At 31.8% G+C, this 24616-nt stretch carries 16 protein-coding genes; 8 read left to right on the top strand and 8 right to left on the bottom strand.

Annotated features, from left to right (window positions below):
* Nucleotides 1-18: 18 nt before the first annotated feature.
* The 5 genes from PQ462_RS15870 to PQ462_RS15890 form a co-directional block, all read right to left on the bottom strand.
* Complete coding sequence (locus PQ462_RS15870) at nt 19-8703, bottom strand: non-ribosomal peptide synthetase (RefSeq protein WP_274250720.1); 8685 nt, start codon at nt 8701-8703, stop codon at nt 19-21.
* 264 nt (nt 8704-8967) lie between these two features.
* Entirely contained in the window at nt 8968-9936 is a 969-nt protein-coding gene (locus PQ462_RS15875) for an NAD-dependent epimerase/dehydratase family protein (protein ID WP_274250721.1), read from the bottom strand.
* Between the two features lie 52 nt (nt 9937-9988).
* Nucleotides 9989-10621 (bottom strand): 4'-phosphopantetheinyl transferase family protein, encoded by a 633-nt coding sequence (locus PQ462_RS15880; RefSeq protein WP_274250722.1) that lies wholly within the window; start codon nt 10619-10621, stop codon nt 9989-9991.
* A gap of 422 nt (nt 10622-11043) precedes the next feature.
* Nucleotides 11044-13059 (bottom strand): tetratricopeptide repeat-containing sensor histidine kinase, encoded by a 2016-nt coding sequence (locus PQ462_RS15885; RefSeq protein WP_274250723.1) that lies wholly within the window; start codon nt 13057-13059, stop codon nt 11044-11046.
* Nucleotides 13060-13148: 89 nt separating this feature from the next.
* Nucleotides 13149-13424 (bottom strand): hypothetical protein, encoded by a 276-nt coding sequence (locus PQ462_RS15890; RefSeq protein WP_274250724.1) that lies wholly within the window; start codon nt 13422-13424, stop codon nt 13149-13151.
* 128 nt (nt 13425-13552) lie between these two features.
* Between PQ462_RS15890 and PQ462_RS15895 the strand changes: the two genes are divergently transcribed.
* The 8 genes from PQ462_RS15895 (at nt 13553) to PQ462_RS15930 (ending at nt 21303) form a co-directional block, all read left to right on the top strand.
* On the top strand, nt 13553-14221 hold the full coding sequence (locus PQ462_RS15895; RefSeq protein WP_274250725.1) for a response regulator: 669 nt from the start codon (nt 13553-13555) through the stop codon (nt 14219-14221).
* Between the two features lie 286 nt (nt 14222-14507).
* Nucleotides 14508-14792 carry a hypothetical protein gene (locus PQ462_RS15900; protein WP_274250726.1) on the top strand — a complete coding sequence of 95 codons (285 nt, stop codon included), beginning with the start codon at nt 14508-14510 and terminating at the stop codon, nt 14790-14792.
* A gap of 306 nt (nt 14793-15098) precedes the next feature.
* Nucleotides 15099-15620, top strand: coding sequence for a hypothetical protein (locus tag PQ462_RS15905; protein ID WP_274250727.1), 522 nt, complete (start codon nt 15099-15101; stop codon nt 15618-15620).
* 166 nt (nt 15621-15786) lie between these two features.
* The gene (locus PQ462_RS15910; RefSeq protein ID WP_274250728.1) at nt 15787-17295 is read left to right on the top strand and encodes an ATP-binding protein; all 1509 of its coding nucleotides are present in this window, start codon (nt 15787-15789) and stop codon (nt 17293-17295) included.
* Nucleotides 17296-17899: 604 nt separating this feature from the next.
* Entirely contained in the window at nt 17900-18550 is a 651-nt protein-coding gene (locus PQ462_RS15915; RefSeq protein WP_274250729.1) for a DUF1349 domain-containing protein, read from the top strand.
* Nucleotides 18551-18818: 268 nt separating this feature from the next.
* Entirely contained in the window at nt 18819-19397 is a 579-nt protein-coding gene (locus PQ462_RS15920) for a TetR/AcrR family transcriptional regulator (RefSeq protein WP_274250730.1), read from the top strand.
* Nucleotides 19398-19454: 57 nt separating this feature from the next.
* Complete coding sequence (locus PQ462_RS15925; protein ID WP_274250731.1) at nt 19455-20246, top strand: glucose 1-dehydrogenase; 792 nt, start codon at nt 19455-19457, stop codon at nt 20244-20246.
* A 424-nt stretch (nt 20247-20670) separates the two neighbouring features.
* Nucleotides 20671-21303 carry an NAD(P)H-dependent oxidoreductase gene (locus PQ462_RS15930; RefSeq protein WP_012026453.1) on the top strand — a complete coding sequence of 211 codons (633 nt, stop codon included), beginning with the start codon at nt 20671-20673 and terminating at the stop codon, nt 21301-21303.
* A gap of 152 nt (nt 21304-21455) precedes the next feature.
* On the opposite strand, the gene PQ462_RS15935 is transcribed toward PQ462_RS15930, so the two are convergent.
* Genes PQ462_RS15935 through PQ462_RS15945 form a run of 3 tightly spaced genes read right to left on the bottom strand, consistent with a single transcriptional unit; the run spans nt 21456 to nt 24614 of the window.
* Nucleotides 21456-22478: a hypothetical protein gene (locus PQ462_RS15935; RefSeq protein WP_274250732.1), complete on the bottom strand. Its 1023-nt coding sequence runs from the start codon at nt 22476-22478 to the stop codon at nt 21456-21458.
* Entirely contained in the window at nt 22475-23755 is a 1281-nt protein-coding gene (locus PQ462_RS15940) for a glutamate decarboxylase (RefSeq protein ID WP_274250733.1), read from the bottom strand. The genes PQ462_RS15935 and PQ462_RS15940 overlap by 4 nt, the downstream gene beginning before the upstream one ends.
* Nucleotides 23756-23798: 43 nt before the next feature.
* Nucleotides 23799-24614 (bottom strand): hypothetical protein, encoded by an 816-nt coding sequence (locus tag PQ462_RS15945; protein WP_274250734.1) that lies wholly within the window; start codon nt 24612-24614, stop codon nt 23799-23801.
* Nucleotides 24615-24616 lie beyond the last annotated feature (2 nt).

Raw genomic sequence — 24616 nt, forward strand, 5'->3', positions numbered from 1 at the left:
GGTTTGGCCTTAGAAACATTACAGAACAATTTCGTCTTGATCTTCTTCCTGAAGTATCATATCGAATTCGTTTTTCTGAATTAAATAAAAGTTCAGTAAAACTGATAATCCTTTTATGTTTAAAGTATCATACAGGTTTGTTATAGAAAACATTGTATTAAATATTTTATTGATCTTATTAATCAGTACTACAGCTTGCAGACTGTTTCCTCCTAATTCAAAGAAATTATCTTCTGTACCAATTACGGCAGGATCAAGTTTGAGAACCTCAGCCCAGATATTTACCAAATTACTTTCTACATCGTTTACAGGAGCTATATAAGGAACTGTTTTTAAATCAGACATTTGAGGGTCTGGCAATGCTTTTCTTTCAATTTTTCCAGTTCTTGTTAATGGAAAAGCTTCCATTGAAATGTAGATTGCCGGAATCATGTATTTGGGTAAAATTTTCCCTAAAAGGAATTTTACTTTGGTCACATCCAGAATTTCTTCAGATCGAACATAAGCTGTTATATAGCTGTTTCCTTGTAATTCTTTCAACAGAACGACTGCTTCGTTTATAAACTCAATCTGTTCTAATTGATATTCTATTTCAGATAATTCAATTCGCAATCCGTTAATTTTTACCTGAGAATCTTTACGCTGTAAAAATTCAATTTCTCCGGAAGGAAGCATCATCCCTATATCGCCGGATTTATAAACTCTGCCGTTTCCGGTTAATGGATCTGTTGTAAAAACCTTATCTGTTAATTCCTGTCTGTTTAGATATCCTAGAGACAGATAATCGCTTTTGAAAACAATTTCCCCTGTTTGATAAATACCTTTCGGATTATTATTTTCATCTAATAAAAGAATTTTCGTTTCTTCTACAGATTTACCCAATGGCATATTATTTCTTGTCAATTCAGATTCGTGTGTCAAAAATTTCTGGGCCACGATAGTAGATTCTGTCGGACCATAATCATTAACCAAAAATGCGCCTTCGAGGAAATACTTTTTAAATAATTCCAAATCAGATTTATGGCAGGATTCTCCTCCCAAATCGACTAATCTAACTGTTGGCAGTACTTCATCTTTTCTCAGTCCTTTTAAGAAATTTCTATAAATGGTAGGCACCATGTGTATAATTGTGATGTTTTCTTCAAGAAGCCAGTCTGAAAGTGAATCAAGTCCATTTTCTACAATATCATAGATACTTACTTTGGCACCATTTAAAATAGCTCCGTAAATATCTTTTACAGAAGCATCAAATGTATAAGTCGAAAAAACACTTAAATTATCCTGTATCGCGATATGAACATTGTTTGTATATACACGAATAAAGTGAAGAACATTTTTCTGGATCTGTAAAACTCCTTTCGGCATACCTGTAGATCCTGATGTATACAAAACATATGCTTCTGCCAAAGGGCTTGAACTCTGTTTTGGATTTAAGATTTCTGGAAGATTGTAATTTTCAGAAAGCTTTGTAATTGACAATTGCGGTAATTCTTTCTGCAACTGATTTGCTTTTTCTACAGTAACTTCATTACAAACTAATTGATCACATCCAGAATCTTCAATAATATACTGAATTCTGCTCAACGGACTATTTGCATCTATCGGAACATAAGCATAACCCGCTTTCAGCACTCCCAGCATTCCTATTACTGAGGTTTCGTTATGATTTAAAAGCAATGCAATTCGTTTAGTTTTTGTATTGGCTTTTTCTTTGATTTGTTTTGCTAAATGGTTCGCACAATTATTAAGTGTTTTATAGGTAAGCACGGTATGTTTTGATGCAACGGCTTCGCGGTCTGGAAACAATTCTACTTGTTTTTCAAATCGTTGTGCTATACTCTGCTGTATTTCGCTTTCTTCAAAGAATGCAAAATCATTAACTGGTTTTAGATCGTTTTCCTGATAAATAAAGTCTTCAAAAATTTTAATTTCAAACAATGCTTTTTTATCATTTTCTATAACCTGATCTATAATCGACAAATAAGCATTTATCCAATATTGAATAGTTTCTTTTTTAAACAGTTCATGATCGTACACACAGTTAATACTGTAACCATTTTCAAAACTTTTTATATAACATTCAAAATCAAATTTAGGAGCTGTATTTAATATTTCATGAGTTGATGTGAATGCTGTTATTGTATCCAGTGATTTGACATCAAAATCAACCATATTTAAGAAAACCGGACTTAACGGAAAACGATTATCTTCCTGAGGAACATCAATTAGTTCCAAGACTTTTTCAAAGGGATAATTTTGATGTGTTAAAGCGTTAATCAAAGTTTCGTTGACTTTTGCCAGCCAGGTTTCAAAAGAAAAATTACCGCTTATTGTATCACGAAGCATAAGTGTATTGATAAAACACCCCGCCAGATTTTTTAATTGATAATGATTTCTGTTTGCCGTTGGAATTCCAAGAATAATATCTTCTTCTGAAGTTAAACGGTACAATAAAACTTTTAAAACCGCAGCAAATACTGCGAATACACTGGCACCGTTTTTTCTTGATAATTCTTCTATTTTCTTCTTCTTTTCTTCAGAAATAAACAGGGTATATGAAGATGATGTTTCTGCTTTTTTCAGCTTTGAAATATAATCTGATGGTAATTGCAGATACGGCAGCGTTCCCGCAAATTGTTGTTTCCAATAATTTTCCTGGATTTTGATTTCTTCTGACTGCAATACATTATTCTGCCATTGTGCATAATCCTTGTATTGTATGGTTAGTTCCGGAAGCTGAGCTGTTTTTCCTTCTAGTAAAGCGTTATATATTTCCATTAAATCTCTAGAAATAATTCCCATAGACCAGCCGTCGCCAATACTATGATGCATATTAAAATATAAACTGTAACCTGTGCCTTTTTTTAAGACCGCTGCTCTAAACAATAAATCTAATTCAAGATCAAATTCGTACTCAAATACATGTAATTTAATTTCTGTTTCTGACTCAAAAACAGGAATTCGCACCGCCAGATTTTGTATTATTTTTTGTTTTGGCATTCCGGCTTCTTCAGCAAATAAGCTTCTTAAAATTTCATGTCGTTCTAAAAGAATATTAAATGCCTGTTCAAAAACTGCCGTGTTTAAATTTTCCGGTAGATTAAATGTACTGTAAATATTAAACTCTTTTGATTTTCCGTTTATTTTATACAATAACCAATATCTAACCTGCGAAGGAGATAAATCATAAAATTCCTGATACGATAATTTTTCAATAACAGCGATTTCTTCTTTTGAATCTATCAAAAGCACTGCATGGCTTTTAAGACTTGAATTTGTATAAAGAGTTTTTAGATCGACTGCAATTTTAAATACTCTCTGGTATTCGTTCAATAACTTCGTTAATAGTAAACTGTGTCCTCCAAGCTCAAAGAAATCATCGGCGGCACCAATGTTTTGGTATCCTAAAAGCTCCTGCCAGATTACGGCAATTTTTGCTTCTGTTTCATTGGCTGGTGCTATATATTCTTTCTTGATAATATCTGATTCTGATATGGCAGGCAGTTTAGAAAGATCTACTTTTCCATTTGCATTCAGCTGCAGCGTTTCAAGTTCCACGTAATATGAAGGAATCATATAATCAGCCAGCTTATCTTTTAAATAATTTCTAAGTGCTTTTTTGTCAACAGACTCTGTCGATGTATAATAAGCAATTATAAACGGTTCATTCTTTACTTCTTTTACCAAAACCACAGCATTGGAAATCGCTGAATCAAACTCTCTGATCACATATTCAATTTCTCCTAATTCAACTCTGTTTCCTCTAATTTTTACCTGATTATCTTTTCTTCCTATGTATTCAAGATTTCCATCTGGAAGCCATCGGGCTAAATCTCCGGTTTTATATAATTTTTCTTCAGGTTCAAATGGATTTTGAATAAACTTTTCTTTTGTTAATTCGGGCTGATTCAAATATCCTTTTGAAAGTCCAATTCCAGAAATACACAATTCTCCAATTACACCAACTGGCTGTAATTTTAAATTTTCAGACACAATATAAACCTGCGTATTGGCAACAGGTTTTCCTATAGAAACCTTTTCATTCAGAGCTTTTTTACAGTCATAATAAGTTGTTACAACAGTATTTTCTGTTGGTCCATAATTATTAAATACCTGAAGAGAAGTATCTACGGTATAATTTAAACGTTCACCTCCGGTTAGAATTAAAGCTGGGAGTTTCAAATTGGTTTCAGCCATTAGATCCTGACAGATTTTTGAAGGAAGGTAACTATGTGTTATTTCGTTTTTTACCAAAAACGAAACTAATTCAGGTATTTGAAGACGTATTTCATCTTTTTGAATTGGGTAAAGTGATGCACCTGAAATCAGATATGGATATATTTCCCAAACAGACGCATCAAATGCAACTCCGGAAAATAAAGTACCTCTGCTGTTTTCATTGACGTTATAAACTTTTTTATGCCAAAAACATAAGTTTACCAAACTCTGATGTGCAATCATCACTCCTTTTGGTTTTCCTGTAGATCCGGAAGTGTAAATTACATACGCCAGGTCTGTGCCTTTTGGCAGCGTTTTAGGCTGTGAAGAAGAACTTTCATTAAAATCAAAGTCATTCCAAAATGCGTCGTCTATTATTGCTTTTGGAGAAACGTCGTCAAGAATATCTTTTATCCTGTTTTCCGGATAGTTTATGTCTACAGGAACATAAGCAGCACCGGTTTTTAAAATTCCTAATAAAGATATAATCAAATATAAATCTCTTTCCAGCTTAACTGCTGCAAAATCTCCTTTTGCAAGCTGATAATTTTCAATAAGATAATTGGCCAGTTTATTAGACATTTCATCCAATTCAGCATAGGTCAAAGTTTGATCATCAACAATAACAGCAGTTTTTTGAGGAGTTTTTCGGGCTTGATCCAGGAAATGATCGATAACGGTTTTATCTGTATCAAAAACAAAATCTGTATCGTTAAATTCATTCAGCAAGATTACTTTTTCTTCTTCAGATACTAATTCTATATCTTCTAAAAGCACTTGAGGTTTTTGAACAACTTGCTGCAGCAGATTTTCTAAATGAGAAGATAGCGCCGCAATATATTCGGCAGTATAAATATCTGTATTATAGAGAATTTCAAGCTCCAGAGATTCTCTTTCTGTAAAAGTAAAAACAATATCAAAAGCAGAAACTTCACTTATAATTTCAAAATCTTCAATAGTTATACCTGAAGATTTTTTGTTTTCAAAACCAGATACCTGATGCTGATTTTGCAAAACAACCATAATATCAAACAAAGGTGATCTTGAGGAATCTCTCGATAATTTCAATTTTTCTACCAAAGCATCAAATGGATAACTCTGATGTTCGTATGCTTCTAAAAGCTGTTTACCTTCTTTTTGAAGTAATGCCGAAAATGCTTCTTTTGGGTTCAATAAAGTTCTTACAGCAAGTGTATTTATATATAAACCTATTTGATGTTCTAAATCCGGATGTTCTCTTCCGGCTATCGGAGTTCCAATAACAATATCATTCTGTCCGGAATATCTTGATAAGAGCACTTTTACACCCGTCATTAATGCCGTAAATAAAGTTACCTGATACCCTTTAGAAAGATTTTTTAATTCTGTAAGCAATTCTTTTGAAAATGCATGACGGTATTGACTTCCTTGATAAGTTTTTACAGATGGACGGCCGTTATATCCCGGTAATTGAAGTACAGGTACAGTTTCTTTAAACTGCTGCAGCCAATATTCCTCTGCCAGCTGATAGTTTTCCTTATTTTGTTCGTCATGTGTCCACGCAGCATAATCTTTAAACTGAATTGTATGTTCTGGAGATGGAATAGTATTGCCAGATTCTAAAATATTGTAATATTCTAAAACTTGTGCGGTTAAAACTTTCAATGACCATCCGTCGCTTATAAGATGGTGGATCGACAAATAAAACACATAACTATCAACAGCAGTTTTCAATAAAGATGCTTTAAATAAAGGTGCTTCTGCCAGATTATAACTCTCTTTATTTTTTTGTCCTATATAATTTTGTATCTCCTGATCTGGAGATTTATGCATAGAAAAATCTTTGTTTTCTATTGCAAAACGAAATTCATTATCAGGAATAATATATTGTTTTACAGTTCCTTCTTCATTTTTCTTAAAAATGGTTCTGAGCACTTCATGATGTGTAATTACATGATCAAATGCTTTACAAAAATTATAAGCATTTAATTTTCCTTTTAAAACTACAGCTCCGGATATTTGATAGGCTTCGTTTCCTCCTTCTAACTGGCTTAACATCCATAATCTGTTTTGAGAATGGGTTAATGAGTAAGATTCAGAATAAGGCGTTAAAGGAATTGGTAAATATTCCTGATTTTTTAACGACTTTCTTAAATCTTTAATTGTAGGATTAGTATAAAAAACTTTGTATGGAACGCTTTTATTAAGGTTTTTATAAATCGCATTTATAATTTGCGAAATCATTAAACTATGGCCTCCCAATTCAAAAAAATGATCATTTACCCCAATTGGAGAAATTCCCAGCGTCTGCTCCCAAATTTGAACTAATTCGTTTTCAACAGCATCTGAAGGCGCTTCATATTCATTTTTCACAATAAAAACATCCGTAATTTCAGAAAGGGCATCTTTGTTTATCTTGCCGTTTGGAGTTAACGGAATTACCTCTACTGCTGTAAAATAAGACGGAATCATGTAAGCCGGAAGCTGCTTTTCTAAATAAGCTCTTAAATCTGTCTTATTTATATTTTCATTTTCTGTAAAATAGGCTGCTAAAAAATCTTCTCCATTATTTTTTCTTACTGCAACAACTGCCTGTCCAATATTTTCAGAAAAGGAAGAGATTACATTTTCTATTTCTTCAAGCTCGATACGATAACCGCGAAGTTTTATCTGATGGTCTTTTCTGCCAAGAAAAGCCAGATTTCCATCAGGCATCCATTTTACAAGATCGCCTGTATCATACATTTTCTGTCCTTCTACAAAAGGGTTTTCTATAAACTTTGCTGCAGTTAGTTCCGGTTGATTAAGGTAACCTTTTGCAATTCCATCTCCCGAAAGGTATAATTTTCCAATTGTACCCTTTGGTGTCAATTGCAGTTGTTCGTCCAGAATATAAGCCTGAGTATTTAAAATAGCTTTACCAATTGGTATAGTCTGATAATTTTTTTCTGAAGATAATTTATAGCATGTACTATAAGTTGTATCTTCAGATGGGCCGTATAGATTTCTAATTTCGGCATTGGTCTGCAATAACTTTTTAGCTATATCTACCGGAAATGGTTCTCCGGCAAGGTTTATTACTGTGACATTCTCCAGAGAAAATCCTTCAGTTAAAATATTTCGGATACTTGACGGAACTGTATTTAATAAGATCTTTTTATCTTTTGTCAATTCTGGTCCAATCTCCAGTGCATTATTTAATATTTTGATTCTTTTTCCAACAGATAAAGGATAAAACATTTCGTATACCGAAAGATCGAAACAATGTGACGTTGCTGCATATACAATATCAAAATTTTCCGGATTAAATTCTTCTTGTGCCCAATGAATTAAAGCAACAGCATTTTGATGTGTTATCATTACACCTTTTGGATTTCCAGTAGTTCCCGAAGTATAAATAATATATGCCGTATCATCTGATTTTCTTTCCAAGAAGATATTCTCTATATTATATTTTTCCTGGTTTTCCAGAAAGTCATTATATACAGTATCCGTAATAACTAATTTACAGTTACTGTCTGTTTCAATATATGCGATTCTTTCTTCAGGGTAATTAATATCAAGTGGAACATAAGCCGCTCCGGCTTTTAAAACTGCTAATATAGACACGAGCAGTTTTTCGTTTCTTTCTAATTTAACTCCAACAAAATCACCTTTAGATATTCCTTGCTCTGTCAAATAATTTGAAAGCTGGTTCGCCAGTTTATTTAATTCTCTGTAAGTAAGAAATTTGTCTTTACTGACAACTGCAATATCATTAGGTGTTTTATCTGCCTGTTTTTCTACAATTTCTATAAGAGTTAAAGCATGGTTATAATCTGTTTTTTGAGGGTTTAGATTATAAAGTAAGTCTTTCTTTTCTTCATTGGAAAGCAAAGAAATAGTAACGGCCGGAAGATTGATATTTTCTTCTAATTCTTCCAGTAATCTTCCAAAACTCTTTAGAAAATGCTGCGCAAGATTATTTTCTGCAAATTTTTCAGGATAATATAATGCAATTTTTAAATCTTTATTTTCAAGTTTTTCAATATGGATTGACAATTCGCTGCAGGCTTTATTTATTTTATTTCCTGATCCGTATTTAAACTCAAAAGGAATAAATTCGACATTAGATTTCTCTTTTTCAAGATTATAATAAGGGGCATACTTATAGACTTCCTTAATTTCTTCTTTTGTGTCTTGTATAAACTCTTTTATAGTTCTTTTTCCAATTGGCTGGAACTCATAACACAACAATTCATTTTGAACATCTAAAAATGACTTCAAAAACAATACATTCCCATCAGCAATATATCTTTGCAGCAGTAAATTATAAAGTGCGATTAAAACTGTAAATTCTGCATCAGTATTTTCTCCTGTTACTTTATAGAAATAAGAGAGCCTGCCGGCATCGACAATGGTAAAATCAACAGAAGCATCTTCAGAAAAGCCTTCTTTTGTATACACGATTCTATTGTTTTTTTTATACCAGTAATCTTTTGCTATTTTATCATTGATGTGGTTCATTTTATCTTTATTTATAAGATTGTAAGAGTAGCTGACTATGTATTATTTTAATATGTAAGACACATTAGACGATATGCTAAAATAGTAGGAAGATTCATTTATAAATTACGGACTTTTGATATAAAAATTACGGATTTTTATAATTTTAAAAAAAGCCTTCGCTAATTAAACCACTGATTATCAAAACAAAAAAAATAGTAATTTATGCTTAGTGATTTTAAAAATCTGCCGTCATTTATAAATGAAATTATCCTCTGATTTTATTTAAAGAAGTATTTGATTTTGGATTGTTTCTTCTAATTTTTCCAGCATTATTGAAGTCATGTCCTGCAGATCAAATTTATTTTTCCAATTCCAGTCTGTTCTGGCATTATTGTCGTCAATGCTGTCCGGCCAGCTGTCTGCAATCGTTTGTCGAAAATCGTTTTCTTTATAAGTTATTTCAAACTCAGGAATGTGCTTTTTAATTTCACTGGCTATTTCGTGAGGACTGAAACTCATTGCCGACAAGTTATAAGAGGATCTAATTTTTATTAAATCACCTGGCGCATCCATAATATCGATTGCTGCATCTATTGCATCATCAATGTACATCATTGGCAGTTTGGTTTGTGGAGATAAAAAGCAATGGTATTTTTGCTCTTTTAGTGCCGAATGAAAAATATCGACTGCATAATCTGTTGTTCCTCCACCCGGCGGCGCAGACCAGCTGATGATTCCGGGATATCTTACACTTCGAACATCTACACCAAAAGTTTTATGATAGTATTCGCACCATCTTTCTCCAGTTTGTTTGCTTATTCCATATACCGTAGAAGGCTCCATAACTGTATATTGAGGTGTTTTTTCGCGTGGTGTATTATTTCCAAAAACGGCTATGCTGGAAGGCCAGAATATTTTTTTTATTTTTTTCTCTTTCGCTAAATTAAGTACATGAAATAGCGAATTCATATTTAAATCCCATGCAAAAGCATATGCTTTTTCTGCCGAAGCAGATAATAAAGCAGACAGTAAATACACTTCATCAATACTATATTTCTCTACAAAATATTCAACCTGATCAAAATTAAGCGCATCGATAATTTCAAAACAGCCTTGATTAACCACATCATTATCAGGTTTTACTATATCTGAAGCAATAACATTTTCAACTCCGTATATTTGTCTCAATCTCAAGGTGAGCTCCGTACCTATCTGGCCGCATGCACCTATAACTAAAATTTTCTTATTCATACTTTATTTTTAAAAATGATTAATAATTTGGGAAATTTAAAAACCCTGATATTTATATTTTCTTTAAAAAAAACTCATCTATATCGCGATCTGATGAGATGTAGCATTTATATCTTTCATCTATTTTTATTTCTTTCAAAAAAAACTTTTGATCGTTAATCTGTGCTATTCCGTCTAAAACTTCGAATGTTGTCAATGGTATTGTTAATCCAAGTCCGTTTGCTTTAATGACAGCTTCTTTCTGTGTCCAATAATTAAAAAAGGATTCTTCTATTTTGTCTGAAGAAATGATTGTATCCCATTCATTTTCTCTCATCTGCCACTTACAATCTTCAATTGAGATTTCTGAGATAATTTCAATATCAATTCCTATTAGTGATTTTTCGCATATTGCACAAACAACAATCTCACCCGAATGGGAAATATTAAATTGTACCGGATCATCTTTAAAATATGGCTTATTGTACTTTGTCTGCAGTATCTCTTTGCTTGAAGGATCGTAATTGTAAATTTGTTCAATTGCCTTAAACAATATCACTCTTCCCAAAAGAGACAATTGGGCATCCTGCCATCTTCTGTAGCTTCTTATTCTGTCCTGATAATCTGGTGAAAACTTTGGAAGTTCATTTTCGAACAAGCTTTCACAATTATCTTCAGAGATATATGAGTAATAGATATAAATCAAAACTATATGGTAATTTTAAAAATTAAAGACAAAAACTATTTTTCAGTTTTTCAGGCCTTGTGATAAAACCTGTTTGAAGAAAAATCACTTTGTCATAATGTTAAACAGTATCTATTTAGCTTAGCTTCAATAGTGATGCAACGAAAATACAAGTGATTTTGAGAAAAAAATTACGGACTTTTGGTATAAAAATTACGGTATCCATAATTAGATAAGTACTGAATATCAGAAAAATATTCGCATATAAATTTTCCAGATCATAAAATAATCCGGATTTAAAAAAGATAAGTATCTAAAGTTTTGAAATAGCTGTTTAAGACCGAAATAAAACGTCTTAAACATTTTTTGAAGATAAGGGGAATGGAAGCTCGGGATTATTTGATAAAAAATAACCCATAAAAGCCACCTTATAAGATTGATTTTTATTCTAAAGCTTCGATTACAATAGTATCAAGGTTAAAAGTGATATCAATTTTGGTTCCTTTATTTATTTTTGATTTAATTTTAAATTTACCTTTTAAGGAAATAGTTCTGTCTTTCATGTTGTTGATTCCAATTCCGGTTTTAGATATTTTAGTATCAAAACCTTCACCGTCATCGGTAATACTTAATTTCAAGGAATTGCTTTTTACTTTCTGAATTTTTATCTGGCAGTTCTTTGCATTTGCATACTTATTCACATTTAGAATTGATTCCTGCACTATTCTGTATAAATTTATTTTATAGATATTTTGCACCGCTGCCCAATTTATAGAATCATCGACAACATATTTAAATTGTGTTTTTGTAATATCCGCTTGATTATTAATAAGATTCATAAGCAATGTATTAAAATCATTTGCCTCAAAAAAAGGATTCTGATTTAACTCATGCGAAATCATTCTAATTTCGTTTTCAACATTTTGTAATTCTAAAATATAACTTTTGCGTTTCTCAATTATTTCCTGATCGGTTTTAGAATTAAAAAAGCCTAAATTCATTCGAATCGAATAAATTTTGTTCATTATTCCATCATGCAATTCTCTGGCTATTCTGGTTTTTTCGTTTTCTCTCGCAATATTTATTTTTTCATTTTGCTCGATTAACAATCTGTAAATCTCTTCATTTGCTTTTTTCTGTTTAATCAAAAACTGCAATTCTTTATTTTTATATTTAGAATATCTGAAAATCAGAATAACCAAAAATAAAAGTATTAGTACAAATGAGATAATTAATATGTATAGATTTTTTTTTGTCAAAACTTTATTTTCGTCTTCAATCCTTGAGGTTTCATACTCAATTCTTGCATATTTATCATGGGCTTTTCTTTGCACTCTGTTTATACTATCACTTACTTTTATATAGTAATTTGTATAATAGAGTCCATTTTTTTTATCAATTTTAGAAAGCAGTTTAGACGAAGTTAAAATTTCATTACTGCTGTTTAGTTTAATTGCAAGATCATTAGCTTCTTTTATGTTACTAATTGATTTGGCAGTGTCCTTCTGAGTCAAAAAATATTCTCCGATATAAATCTTTTTGTATAATATATCAGATTCAACACCAATGCTGTCAACAATCCGTAAGGATTCTGAAAACATAGATTCAACATTTTTATAATCTCCATTTTTTGTTTTTGAATAGGCCAGGTTACTTAAAACATTTGCATATAATCTTGGCCATCTTTTTCTTAAATCCTTCGAAAGTAATCCCTGCAGCTGCTCTATAGATTTAGAATATTCTCCTTTTAGGTCATATAGATTACAGATATTAATGATAGAACTAACTTTATAGTTGTTTATTTCATCATCACCTTTCATTTTCTTCACTTCAGCAAGCGCCAGGTTATGATAACTCAACGCTTCATTATAGTCTACTAATTTTTCTAAACAATTACCCATTAAGGTATTGCAAGAATATATTAATTCATGATTTGAAGATTTTTTTAAGTACTGTAATGCTTTAGAAACCTCTATTTCGCATTCAACATAATTGCCATCATAAAACAGAACATATGCTTTGTTAAACAACATTCTGCCCACATTATTATAATCATGGATTTTATGATAGATTTTTTCTGCTTTTAAATAATAAAAATAAGCGCTGTCCTTTTTTGAGTTTTCATAACAATCGCCTGCATAATAGTATGCTTTTGCCATTCTTATACTGTCGTTAACTCTTTTTGAAAGGTCTAGCGCTTTTTGACTGTTTTCCAGTGATTTTTTCAGATTATTAATAAAATAATATTCCGAAGCAGCCTTTAAATACAAATCTCTGGTAATCGAATCGTTCTTTCTATATTTTAGCAAATCTACTATTGAATCCAGATACTTCCCTTTTTCATATTCTTCAAGACTATTAATGTGATTTGAATCAAATAAAATAGGATCGCTTTTTTTACATGAAAAAAAAAGAATTAGCAAAGACAAAAAGAGTATTTTTCTGGCAAGAATTTTCAATGTACAAATGGTTTTTAGGGATTTCAAATATATGATATTGAAATTTAAAAAACATATTATCCAAAAAAAACATAAGATTTTTCCTTTTGTTATTTTCTAGGGGGTTTTGGATTACTAGGTTCTCCATCTGAATCTGCACTTGCATCTGCATTAGTATCTACTGGCTTTGCTACTGTGCTTGAATCAATGTTTTTTTCATTTAATTCATTTATTAATTCTTTTTCATTTAATTCATTTATCAATTCTTTACCTGAAGTTCTTACAACATTACCTCCTTCATTAGAATCTTCAAAATCATCATTCGAGCATGAAAATGCTAATAAAGAAATAAAAACTACCCCAACTATATACAACTTTCTTTTCATAAGATTTAATTTTTTAAGTTATTATCTATCTTGAGTAGCAAAAAAACAACTATACTTTAGCTGAATTGTACGGTAAATCCGTAATATTTCGTTAGATTTGTAGAAAATGTACCAAAAACAAAAAAATTATGAGCCTAAACGTTCTAGTGGTAGACGACCATCCTATGACAGTGGATAGTTACATAAACCTATTATCTGATGCAGAATTTCAAACAACAAAGCCAAATTTTATAACCAGTTACAATTGCGAAGATGCTTACAATAAAATAACGTTAATGTCAAAGCAAGACAAGAATATTGATTTTGCTTTATTGGATATTAATCTTCCTCCTTACAAAAAACTTAATATTAGTAATGGTATCGATCTTGCATTACTTGTTAGAGGGAAATTTAAAAATTGTAAAATAGTTTTACTTACAATGCACAGTGAGCCGTTGACAGTCGATAAAATAATTAAAAGTGTAAGACCTGAAGGTTTTATATCTAAAAGTGATATAAATTTTGAACTGTTTCCTGTTTTTTGCAAAAGAATATTAAATGGAGAAATACTTCAAAGTAAAGCCATAATAGAGTCACAGAGAGACTTGTTCAAAAAAAATATAAATTGGGACAATCATGATAATCAAATCTTGCTTTTAATTTCCCAAGGTGTAAAAACGGTAAATCTTCCAGATTATATTCCGCTTTCAATGAGTGCCATCGAAAAAAGAAAAGCCAGTATAAAAGACCAGCTTTTAAAAGAAAAAGGCAGTGATAAAGATTTAATTGAAAAAGCAAAAAAGTTAGGGCTGCTCTAAAAACATAATTAAAATAAAGCATATAGCAGAATCACTTAACATCTAATTATATTTCCTTAAACTCACTCTCTTTTTATCACCATCCTTTAATACTTATTGGGGATGCCTTTCATTTTGCCACAAAAGCTAAGCGGTTTTAAAGATATTATAACCTTGCAGGTTTAAGCTGCAGATTACGTTATGAGGTATATGAAACAATAATTGGTTCTAATATATTAAACAACTTAAGAAAAAAGAATAATCTAAAATGGCTCAATCTTCGTATATATAATTAAAGCAATTATATATGGAACCATCTTCTGTCTTTTTTCTAAAAATTCTTCTGATACTTGCTGGAAAATACAGCATGGGCTGCACTTTTGAAGAGCTGACAAAGCTTGTAACATCTGTGCCTAATGTTTCAAAATTTGATGATGATATTGCCGCTGAAAGGGAAAATCAGGCAAAACTGCTGGATGCCTTAGTTTTTATGAACTCTGAAGGTTACATTTTTCTTAATTCAGATACTGACCAAAGTTTAATAACAATAAAAGGTCTTATTATAATAAATAATAAGATATTATGGAATTAACTTTTTAAGAAAGCTGATTAAAATTTAAATCTAACTCTCACTCTTTAAATAAATTTCGTATTTATTTTCTATGCTGTACCCCCAACTTTGTAATGGCTCTTACAACTTCTTCAAAGTCTGGCTGTAAAGAAAAATGAGTTTTTACAAATGATTTTAAAATTTAGATTATTTTTTTTCATACGATTTCAATAATATGTAAATTAGTGTCTAAAGCATTTCGTAAAATTCAGATTCCTGCTTCAGTCATTTGAAGTTTTTTAAAGGAGTAATTTTCAGTATTAAGTTAACATCCATAAAACCATTATTATGAGTAGGTTTGGTATTTACATAACAGCATTTTTATTTATAACAATGAGTTCCTGTGAATCCTCAAAGGTAGCTGATTTCAAAAAGTCGCTCAATAAATTGGAACGAAGAGCCTTTGAAATTATTCTTGGAAAAAAAGGCTCTGGAGAGAAAAAGCTTAATTGTCTGGCAAAAGATGATTACAAAGGAGCTTTAGCAGCCGTGGATCAACAGAGTAAAGAGTTTGATATGCTTATAGGTGATATCAAAAAACTTTCTACTTATGGCATTCCAAAAGGTGAATCGCTTAAAACTGCCTCGCTTGAATACTATAAGTCCCTTAAAGGACTTCATATATTTGATAGAAAAGAAATAGAGCAGCAAGCGCTCCTGCAAACATTAAAGAACAATGAATTAAAGGATGCTCAAAATAACCTTATAGCATTGGCAAGACAAAAAAAGATGCTTTATAACGCAGTATATGAGAAGGAAGCTCTCCTCCATAATGCGACTGAAAATTTTGAGACAGCTAATGGCTTTTAACAAAGAGTTTTCTCTGTTCCAAATATCATAGTGTACCCAAATAACCAAGAAAAAACGAATTATCTTTTTAAAATTATTCATTGAAATTATGAAATATTAGCCAGCCTTGATATAACATCTACACTTTGTTTGATTTTAAATTTGTAAACACCAAAAAATATCCGCCATGTATGATTATGTATCGCTGTTAAAAAACATTGTGGACAACACACCTCTTCCTATAGCTGTTTTAATTGGTCCCGAACTTAAAATAGAGCTTGCTAATCCTGCAATGATTTCCGTATGGGGAAAAGGAAACGAGGTAATTGGAAAAAACTATTTTGACGTAATTCCTGAAACACCCAGACATGAGATAATGATGCAGGCTCTTGAAGTATTAAACACAGGGATACCATTTTATGCAAAGGATAAACTGATAGATTTAATAGTTGATGGAAAAATAACGCACCATTATTTTAATTACAGTTTTACTCCTCTTTATGGCAAAGATGGAAAAATTTACGGTCTGTTAAAAAATGGAACCGATATAACAGACATGCATAACATAAAGCAGAAGATACAGAGTGCAGACGAAAGACTCCGCATAGCAGTTGAATCTTCCGGAATGGGAACTTACGAAATAAATTTAATTACTAAGGAAACTGTTACTTCTGGAAATTTTAATGAATTATGGTCAGTTGATGACGCATCAGATACTGAAATGCTTCTTAAAAGAATGCACCCCGAAGATTTACCAGTAAGAGAAAAAGCACATCAGGACGCATTAATTACAGGAAAAATAGTGTATGAGGCAAGGATCGTAAATGATAATCAATCTGAAAGATGGGTAAAAGTGAACGGGAAAATTATAAAAGATCAAAATGGGAATGCTTCCAGCATTATTGGAATTATACAGGATATCAGCGATCAGAGACAGTTTGAAAAAGAGCTTCAGCAAAAAATCAACGAAAACACTAAAGAGCTTAGACAGTCAAACGAGAATCTCATTCATTTCGCCAATATGGTTACTCATGACTTAAAAGAGCCTGTAAGAAAAATTAAAACTTTTAATGGTTTATTAAAAAAAGAAATTGAAGCTGAAAGAATTGAAAATATAAAAAAATACAGTGATAAAGTGGATCAGTCTGCCGAAAGAATGCAGACATTAATAGAAGGTACATTAGCCTATTCAACTCTCAACAAATCAATTCAGCCAGTCCAGAAAATAAATCTGGATGAGATCGTTGAAAATATAAAAATCGATCTAGAACTTATTATACAAGAAAAGAATGCAATTCTTATTACAAGTGCACTCCCTGAAATAGAAGGAGCTCCAATATTAATACACCAGTTATTTTATAATTTAATACACAATGCTTTAAAATTTTCCAAGGCAGATGAACCGCCCAGAGTTATAATTACATCGAATATTTTAGATAAAAATGGTACGAAACATGTTCAGATAATCATTAAAGATAATGGTATTGGACTAAATGATATTTATGCAGATCGTATATTTAATGCTTTTGAAAGACTGCATTCCAAAGATGATTATGAAGGAACCGGTCTGGGCCTTGCCTTATGCAGAAAAATAACAGAAAGACATTATGGAACTATCACTGCCGCTGGAAAAGACAATGATGGCGCCGAATTTACAATCACTCTGCCGCTAATCCAGGAAAAAAAGATTATCTAACAGTATGACTGATAGAATAAATTTGATAAAAAAACAAAAACATCCAAAAATACTTTATCACAACAAACCTAAAGCTTCTGCTGTTCGAACCGCTTCAATAGAATTATTTACATTTAGTTTTTCCAAAATATTTTTCTGTGTCTGTTTACAGTAGTAATACTGATATTAAGTTTGACATGCCTCTGAAAAGGATCACAGGGATGAATACAATTCTAAATATCATCTTACCAATAGAATCAATTGTTGTAAATCCAGAATTAGAAATATAAAAAAACGTCCAAAATTATCCGCAAATATATAGCTCTTATTGTTTGCTAAATCTGACAGCACAGCTGCTGAATTATCTAATTTACATATGCTTCCATCATTTTTAAAATCTCATTTAATGCTGCATTACGCTTTTCAGGACTGTCAATTTATTCAAAAGAAAATTTGTCTTCTAAGTTTGAAATAGGATTCATAACTGCAATTCGTTAGTTACTATGCTAAGTTATATGGAAAGAGATTAGAGTGACTTAAAAAATGGTTATATATAACTATTGCCGTAAAAAACTCAAATTACATTCTTTGTAAATTATTAATAAAATTCAAATTTAAAGAAATCATGAAGAGAATTCATTTAGTTTTAATATGTATATGCATAATGACTGTAAAAGGAAATGCTCAAAAATTAACTGCTATGAACTGGCTCAATGAACCAGCTGACTGGGAAATAAAAGACAATAAACTTATTATGCAGGTTACACCACAATCTGATTATTGGAACAAAAGTCATTATGGATTTACAGTTTACGACGGGCCATTTTTGCATACTGAGAGAAGCGGCGAATTTGAAGTTGTTGTAAAAATGAGCGGTGCTTATAAAACTAGATTCGATCAAGTCTGCCTTATGCTTCGCATTGATGAAAATAATTATGTAAAAACTGGTGTAGAATATGTAGATGGAGTTTACAATATTAGTACTGTTCACACTATTGATAAAAGTTCATGGAGTGTTTTGGGCTTAAAAGAAAAACCTAAAAATGTCTGGATGAAAGCCGTACGCCGACTAGACGCTTTGGAGATTTTTTATTCTATTGACGGGGTTAATTATACAATGACGAATACAGTATATTTTCCAGAATTTAAAACAGTACAAGTTGGGATGATGGCTGCAAGCCCAGATGGAAAAGGATTTACGGCAACTTTTGAAGATTTTAAAATTACGCACCTTCCTGATCAAAGACGTTTAGAATGGTTAAAAAATAATCAATAGTTTTTACAGAATTACAAAATACAACTGCTGAACCTGATAAGTTCGGCAGTTTTTTTATATAAATAAAGTTATAAAAGCTAAGTAAAAATGCATCACGTCTTCCCTCGAGCTTGCTCCTATTTTACCCAAAAAAACTACAGCAGATTAGGAAGCCTATGCAGAAAAGTTATTTAAGTACATTTTAACACACTCAACTATTTACCTTAAATAAAAGTTATAATTTACATTTATTTTTTTAAATGAATATTTTTTCACTTAATTTTATAATATGAGACCTATAGATCCTGAAAAGAGAGTGAAAATTTTAAAATCTGTATACACCCTTACTGGAAAATGCGGATTAGCAAGTGTTACTATTTCAGGCATAAGCAAAACAGCAGGAATTGCAGCAGGAACGCTGTATATCTACTTTAAAAATAAAGAAGAAGTTGTACAGCTAGCTTATGCGGCAGTAGAGGATAAAATGACGAATGCAATGTATACAGGCTTTGACATTAGTACCCCCATCAGGCAGTCACTTAAGCAGATTTACATCAATATGCTTAATTACAGGCTCAAAAATTATGATGAAACTGTATTTATCGATCAGTATCAGCAGTCCGGTTACATACAGATAAATTTTTCAAAACAGCTGGCCGAATATGAAAAACAGAATAAACCTCTGTACGATCTATTAGAAAAGGGACAGCAGGAAGGAATCATAAAAACAGTTGATGCAATTATACTCATCAGTTTTTTTGATGGTGCGGTACGCTCCTGCTCCACAGGCATTGTTCAAAAGCTCTTTCCATTAAACCAGAAGCTTATCGATGACTGCTTTGATATGGTATGGAGAGGCATGATCTAATTAATTTAACTTTTAAATGAATAAATTTTCAATTAACATATTTTAATACTATATATTATGAGCATTTTCAAAGACAAAACGATTATAATTACCGGGGCAGCTATGGGACTTGGACTGGCTGCAAGTAAAGCTGTCGCATTAAAAGGAGCGAACCTTTCTATAATAGATTACAACTCAGAAGCACTTGAAAAAGCAAAAGCAGAAATCCTGTCAGCCGCACCCAGTGCTAAAATTATCACTATAGTTGCTGACGTTTCTGATGAACAGGCAGTTAAAAACTATGTAGACCAAACAGTTGCCGAATTTGGGCGCATTGACGGATTCTACAATAATGCTGGTATCGAAGGTAAACAGGCACCATTAGTAGACTATGATATCAATATATTTAAAAAAGTAATTGACATCAATCTTATGGGGGTATATTACGGCTTGAAATACGTAATACCTGTAATGCAGAAACAAGGCGGAGGAAAAATAGTAAACGTAGCTTCTGTTGGCGGAATCAGGGGAGTTCTTAATCAGATGCCTTATGTAGCAAGTAAGCACGCCGTATCTGGTATGACCAAAAATGCTGCTATAGAATATGGTAAAGATGGCATATTTACCAATGCAATTGCACCAGGGGCTATACTTACGCCAATGGTAGCTGAAGCTTTTAAACAAGTTAACCCTGAAGATCCGAAAGCAGCGGAAACAACTTATGCACAAAGAAATCCCACAAGGAGATTAGGCAAACCGGAAGATGTAGGTAATCTGGTAGCATTTCTCCTTAGCGATGAATGTCAGTATGTAAATGGGCAGACCATTGCAATTGATGGAGGTGAATCCAACCTGTATGGAAATTCATAAATCAAAAAACTTTATTTCAAAAGGGATTACGGTTTTCGGGCTTAAGGTTCGAATCCTTCTCTTACTGAGAAACCTGCAAGTCTTAGATTTGCAGGTTTTTTATTATGCCAGTTTTCAATTTTTAAATACAACAATATCTCATTGTTCTATTTGTTATATATTCTACAAATGCTCAGAAAAATTCAATCAGCAGGACTGCATTTTCTATACGCAAAGACGTTTTATTTTCTGGAGACACTAAATGGATAAAGAGACACGAATATGTCTCTTCAAGAAACTAAAACTACCTTTACCTTAAGCTGCTCTTCTTAAATGACTGTCAGCTGGGATAACATTATCTTTATATTAACATTAGATTTTCTTTTGAGATTATAAAAATATATTTAAAGTCTTTACTTTTGAATAGAATTAAAATTGAGAGAAAATGAAATTACTAGATGCACTAAAATGGCGTTACGCAGCCAAAAAAATGAACGGACAAGTTGTACCGCAGGAAAAAATCGATTACATACTGGAAGCTGCAAGATTAGCTCCATCTTCATCTGGTTTACAGCCGTATAAAATTTTTGTAATTACCAATAAGGAATTACAGGAAAAAATCAAAACTGTAGGTTTTGAACAAAGCCAAATTGTGGATGCTTCTCACGTATTGGTTTTTGCGGCATGGGATGGATACTCTTTAGAAAAAATCTCAGAAGTTTTTGAAAGAACAACTGCTGAAAGAGGAATTCCGGCAAGTGCTATGGATGAATATAAAGAAAGACTTTGGGGTATGTATAAAGATCTTGGTCAGGAATGGCATGCCAATCATGCAGCAAAACAAGCGTACATTTCGTTTGGTTTAGCAATTGCAGCTGCTGCAGAACAAGAGGTTGATGCTACACCAATGGAAGGTTTTATCCCAGCCGAGGTAGATAAGTTATTAGGTTTAAACGAGCTTGGTCTTAAAAGTGTATTAGTACTGCCTTTGGGTTACAGAGATGCTTCTAACGATTGGTTAGTGAACCTAAAAAAAGTAAGAACTCCGCAAAGTGAATTCATTACTGAAATAAAATAATTTCATTTTAACGGTATATCATTTTTACCAAAATCCGTGATGCTTTAAATTTACTGATTTCAGCTTATTTAAGGCAGGATTAAAACAAAAAGATGAACATCACTGTTCATCTTTTTGTTTTTTTATTCTATTTGAATACATTGAAATACATTCTAAAAAAAGATAATAAATATGCAGATCATTATATAAAGAATGTAAAGCAGAGGAAAAAATATTTTAAAGAACCCATTTATTTTAAACGTTGTCTTGTCATTTTTAGAGTAAGCATATGTGAAAATTATCGCTATTAATGTTAAAAAGATAGATATGTATCCCGATATAATTATTAGTTCAATAAAGGTGTTATAAGGTAATGTGGGCAATAATGAAGAAGTATAGAAATTGAAAGTTACCATTGTAAGCATCAGCGTAAAAGAAATATTTAACTGGTTTGCAAAATCTTTTACCCAAAAAACCAGCCATGAGGCCACAACAAGAATTCCTATAGGCAGCATTACTTTCCAGAGATAATATTCTATTTTTCGCTGTACATAAATCTCAAAATTACAGCGTGAGAATTCTTCACCTTTTTTACTTGTACTAAGATGATAATAAGTCTTTTGGTTTACATAATCTCTTTTTCCCAAAATTTTCCATTCTTCAATATAAGATGCATCTAATACTTTTGGAAAAAGCTGTGGATTGGTAAAAATCAAATCTTTTTTTTGCATCGAAAAAGATTCCAGTTGTATCATGAAACACTGTTTATCATTTGGATATCTATGAAAATCCATTCCAGATGTAAATCTTCCATGAAAACGCTCGTTGTAAATCAGCGTTTTATCGGGATTAACTATTAATTGTCTGTCAATGATTTCGCGATTGCCCAGAATATTGATAAATTCAAATGAGGGAACCATTATTCCTTTAGGAAATTTTTCGTTTTCGTATATAATTTTGATATCATTATTTCCATAAACCGAATCATGAACAGACGGATCATGCCATAAAAGAACTAAATAAGCATCTATTAAATAGGTTTTGTCGACTGAATTGATATCATAAATTTTATTAAGATGAATCGATACGCTGACTACTAATGGATTTGACGGTTTTATGTCTTTTTTATACAATTTAGCTTCTGTAGAATATGTGGATACTAAAAAGAGCAGTATGAGATAGTAAAACTGTTTCATAAACGATAATTGTTTAATTTTTGATATACACTAATAAGATCATCACATAACTGAGATGCCATTGCAGGATTTAAGTTTTCTTTTATAACTATTCGCATAAATTTGTTTGGGTCTATATTTCCAGGGATATCATAAACCGGAAGCATCCAGTTTTTTGCTTTAAGATGTAATTGAAATTCATCAAGATCTACTGCATCTGCTGTTTTCAATTTAAAAACTACAACTGGTAAAATGCCTTCATCTACAATTTCAAAGTAATCAGATTGTTTCAGTCTTTTTCTAATGACTTCAGCGGTTTTACAGCATTTTTTAATTATTTTTTTGTAGCCTGAAATTCCGTGTTGAAGGATAGAAAAATATTGCGCCAAAATCATCGAAGCACCTTTAGAATAGTTTAGCGTATAAGTTTCTATTGGTTTTTCTAAATAATGTGAAGAAAAAATCAATTCTTTAGACAGAAAAAAGCCGTCTCTAAAAATGAGCCAGCCAATTCCAGGATATACCAAACCAAATTTGTGTCCGGAAAGGTTAATACTTCGTACTAATGACAGTCGAAAATCCCATTTCGATTCTTTTAATTTCAAAAAAGGAAGCACAAATCCGCTAATGGCTGCATCTACATGTATACCAATATCCCAATTGTTTTTTGAGTTGATTTCAACGATTTCCTTATTAAGTTCCTCGATAAGATCAATGCTTCCTGTGTATGTATTTCCTGCGACTGCACCTACGCAGATGGTATTTTCATCTATGGTTTTCAGGATTTCTTCTAAAGGATAAGTATTTAAAGATGAAACCAGAACTTTCCTTGGTTCAACATCAAAATATAACGCAAATGTGTCCCAGCAGACATGAGCATTACTAGTATAAACAATATTAGGTTTTGCAGTATTCAGATTTAAGGATTGCTGTCTTTTTTTCCAATACCATTTGTGTGAAAGCAAAGCAAGATGTATGGCTTCAGAAGATCCTAAAGTTGCTGTCCCGTTTATAGATTTGCGATTGGGTACATTTAATAATCCTGAAAGCAGGGCAATAATCCTATCATGAATTTTTTTGGTTTGTCCGTATTCACCATAATCAATAAAATTTTTTCCTAATTGCTCAATAATGAGTTTATCGGCATAAGGATTCATCGTAGTTGTACTGAAACTTCCAAGATCGAGATGTACATTTCCATCCATATTAAGTTCAGAGCATATCTTATTATAGACTTTTACTGCCTGCTTTCCTTTTTTCGGAAATTTGTATAACAAATCAGGGCTTTTCTTTTTCATGAGAATATGGGGTTTGGTCTAAATTTAGTTTTTGATTTGAAAGCTACAGCTGTGCAATTGCCTGAATATTGCCATAAAGAATATCTGCTATGAAACCACATACTGCAGCAATAAAAAGATTATGTAAAAGTGTATCATCTATAAGATAAGGAGCAAATACTTTTGTATTGATTAAAATTATGGCGCTTACACTTCCAAGTAAAACTGCCATCCAGTAAAATGGAATTTTATGAGTCGTTAAAGTGCTGTTGTCGACTTGTTTTATCAATTTTGGAATGAAGTATAACATTATACCTAAAAAAGCAGCTGCAATTGTATAAAGCTGGTTTATGGTAAACAAAGCAGTATCTGTAAAAATGAACTTATCTGTAAAAAGGCCCAATTCAATTATACCATATCCTAAACCTGAAAAGAGAGCGCTGATTATTGCAATTACGATAAATTGACGGAATATTTTGATTCTTAATAAAACAACCCTTGAATTTAATTTATCCCGATATTGATTGATATAATGTATGCTTTTTGGTGTAGCAGGATGTACAGTATCTTTTAGCATTTCATGTAAAACTATTTTATGAGATAGTTTTTTAGTTTGAGCCAATGAGCCAATGTCTGATGTTATTTTTTTACCTTTTCTAACATTGAATTGCAGCATTACTTCGATCTCTTTTTCGATTAGAGCTTCAAAAGGTGTTTTGGTATCAGCTGTAGGCAGTGTTTTAACTTCAACCGGAATAAAAGCATCTTCTTCTATAGGTTTTGCAATTACAATCTCTTCAGGAGCATTCTCTAATTCCAGTTCAGAGGTTTCCGAAGTGTAAGCAGAACGATTTTTTATTTTATCAAATATTGCATTCATAA

The organism is Flavobacterium sp. KACC 22758 (assembly GCF_028736135.1).
In the GTDB taxonomy this organism is placed as follows: Bacteria; Bacteroidota; Bacteroidia; order Flavobacteriales; family Flavobacteriaceae; genus Flavobacterium; species Flavobacterium johnsoniae.

What these genes read in the sequence shown, in the direction of transcription:
- PQ462_RS15870 (WP_274250720.1), bottom strand. Translation starts at nt 8,703, where the DNA reads ATGAACCACATCAATGATAAAATAGCAAAAGATTACTGGTATAAAAAA.
- PQ462_RS15875 (WP_274250721.1), bottom strand. Translation starts at nt 9,936, where the DNA reads ATGAATAAGAAAATTTTAGTTATAGGTGCATGCGGCCAGATAGGTACG.
- PQ462_RS15890 (WP_274250724.1), bottom strand. Translation starts at nt 13,424, where the DNA reads ATGAAAAGAAAGTTGTATATAGTTGGGGTAGTTTTTATTTCTTTATTA.
- PQ462_RS15895 (WP_274250725.1), top strand. Translation starts at nt 13,553, where the DNA reads ATGAGCCTAAACGTTCTAGTGGTAGACGACCATCCTATGACAGTGGAT.
- PQ462_RS15900 (WP_274250726.1), top strand. Translation starts at nt 14,508, where the DNA reads ATGGAACCATCTTCTGTCTTTTTTCTAAAAATTCTTCTGATACTTGCT.
- PQ462_RS15905 (WP_274250727.1), top strand. Translation starts at nt 15,099, where the DNA reads ATGAGTAGGTTTGGTATTTACATAACAGCATTTTTATTTATAACAATG.
- PQ462_RS15910 (WP_274250728.1), top strand. Translation starts at nt 15,787, where the DNA reads ATGTATGATTATGTATCGCTGTTAAAAAACATTGTGGACAACACACCT.
- PQ462_RS15915 (WP_274250729.1), top strand. Translation starts at nt 17,900, where the DNA reads ATGAAGAGAATTCATTTAGTTTTAATATGTATATGCATAATGACTGTA.
- PQ462_RS15920 (WP_274250730.1), top strand. Translation starts at nt 18,819, where the DNA reads ATGAGACCTATAGATCCTGAAAAGAGAGTGAAAATTTTAAAATCTGTA.
- PQ462_RS15925 (WP_274250731.1), top strand. Translation starts at nt 19,455, where the DNA reads ATGAGCATTTTCAAAGACAAAACGATTATAATTACCGGGGCAGCTATG.
- PQ462_RS15930 (WP_012026453.1), top strand. Translation starts at nt 20,671, where the DNA reads ATGAAATTACTAGATGCACTAAAATGGCGTTACGCAGCCAAAAAAATG.
- PQ462_RS15935 (WP_274250732.1), bottom strand. Translation starts at nt 22,478, where the DNA reads ATGAAACAGTTTTACTATCTCATACTGCTCTTTTTAGTATCCACATAT.
- PQ462_RS15940 (WP_274250733.1), bottom strand. Translation starts at nt 23,755, where the DNA reads ATGAAAAAGAAAAGCCCTGATTTGTTATACAAATTTCCGAAAAAAGGA.
- PQ462_RS15945 (WP_274250734.1), bottom strand. Translation starts at nt 24,614, where the DNA reads ATGAATGCAATATTTGATAAAATAAAAAATCGTTCTGCTTACACTTCG.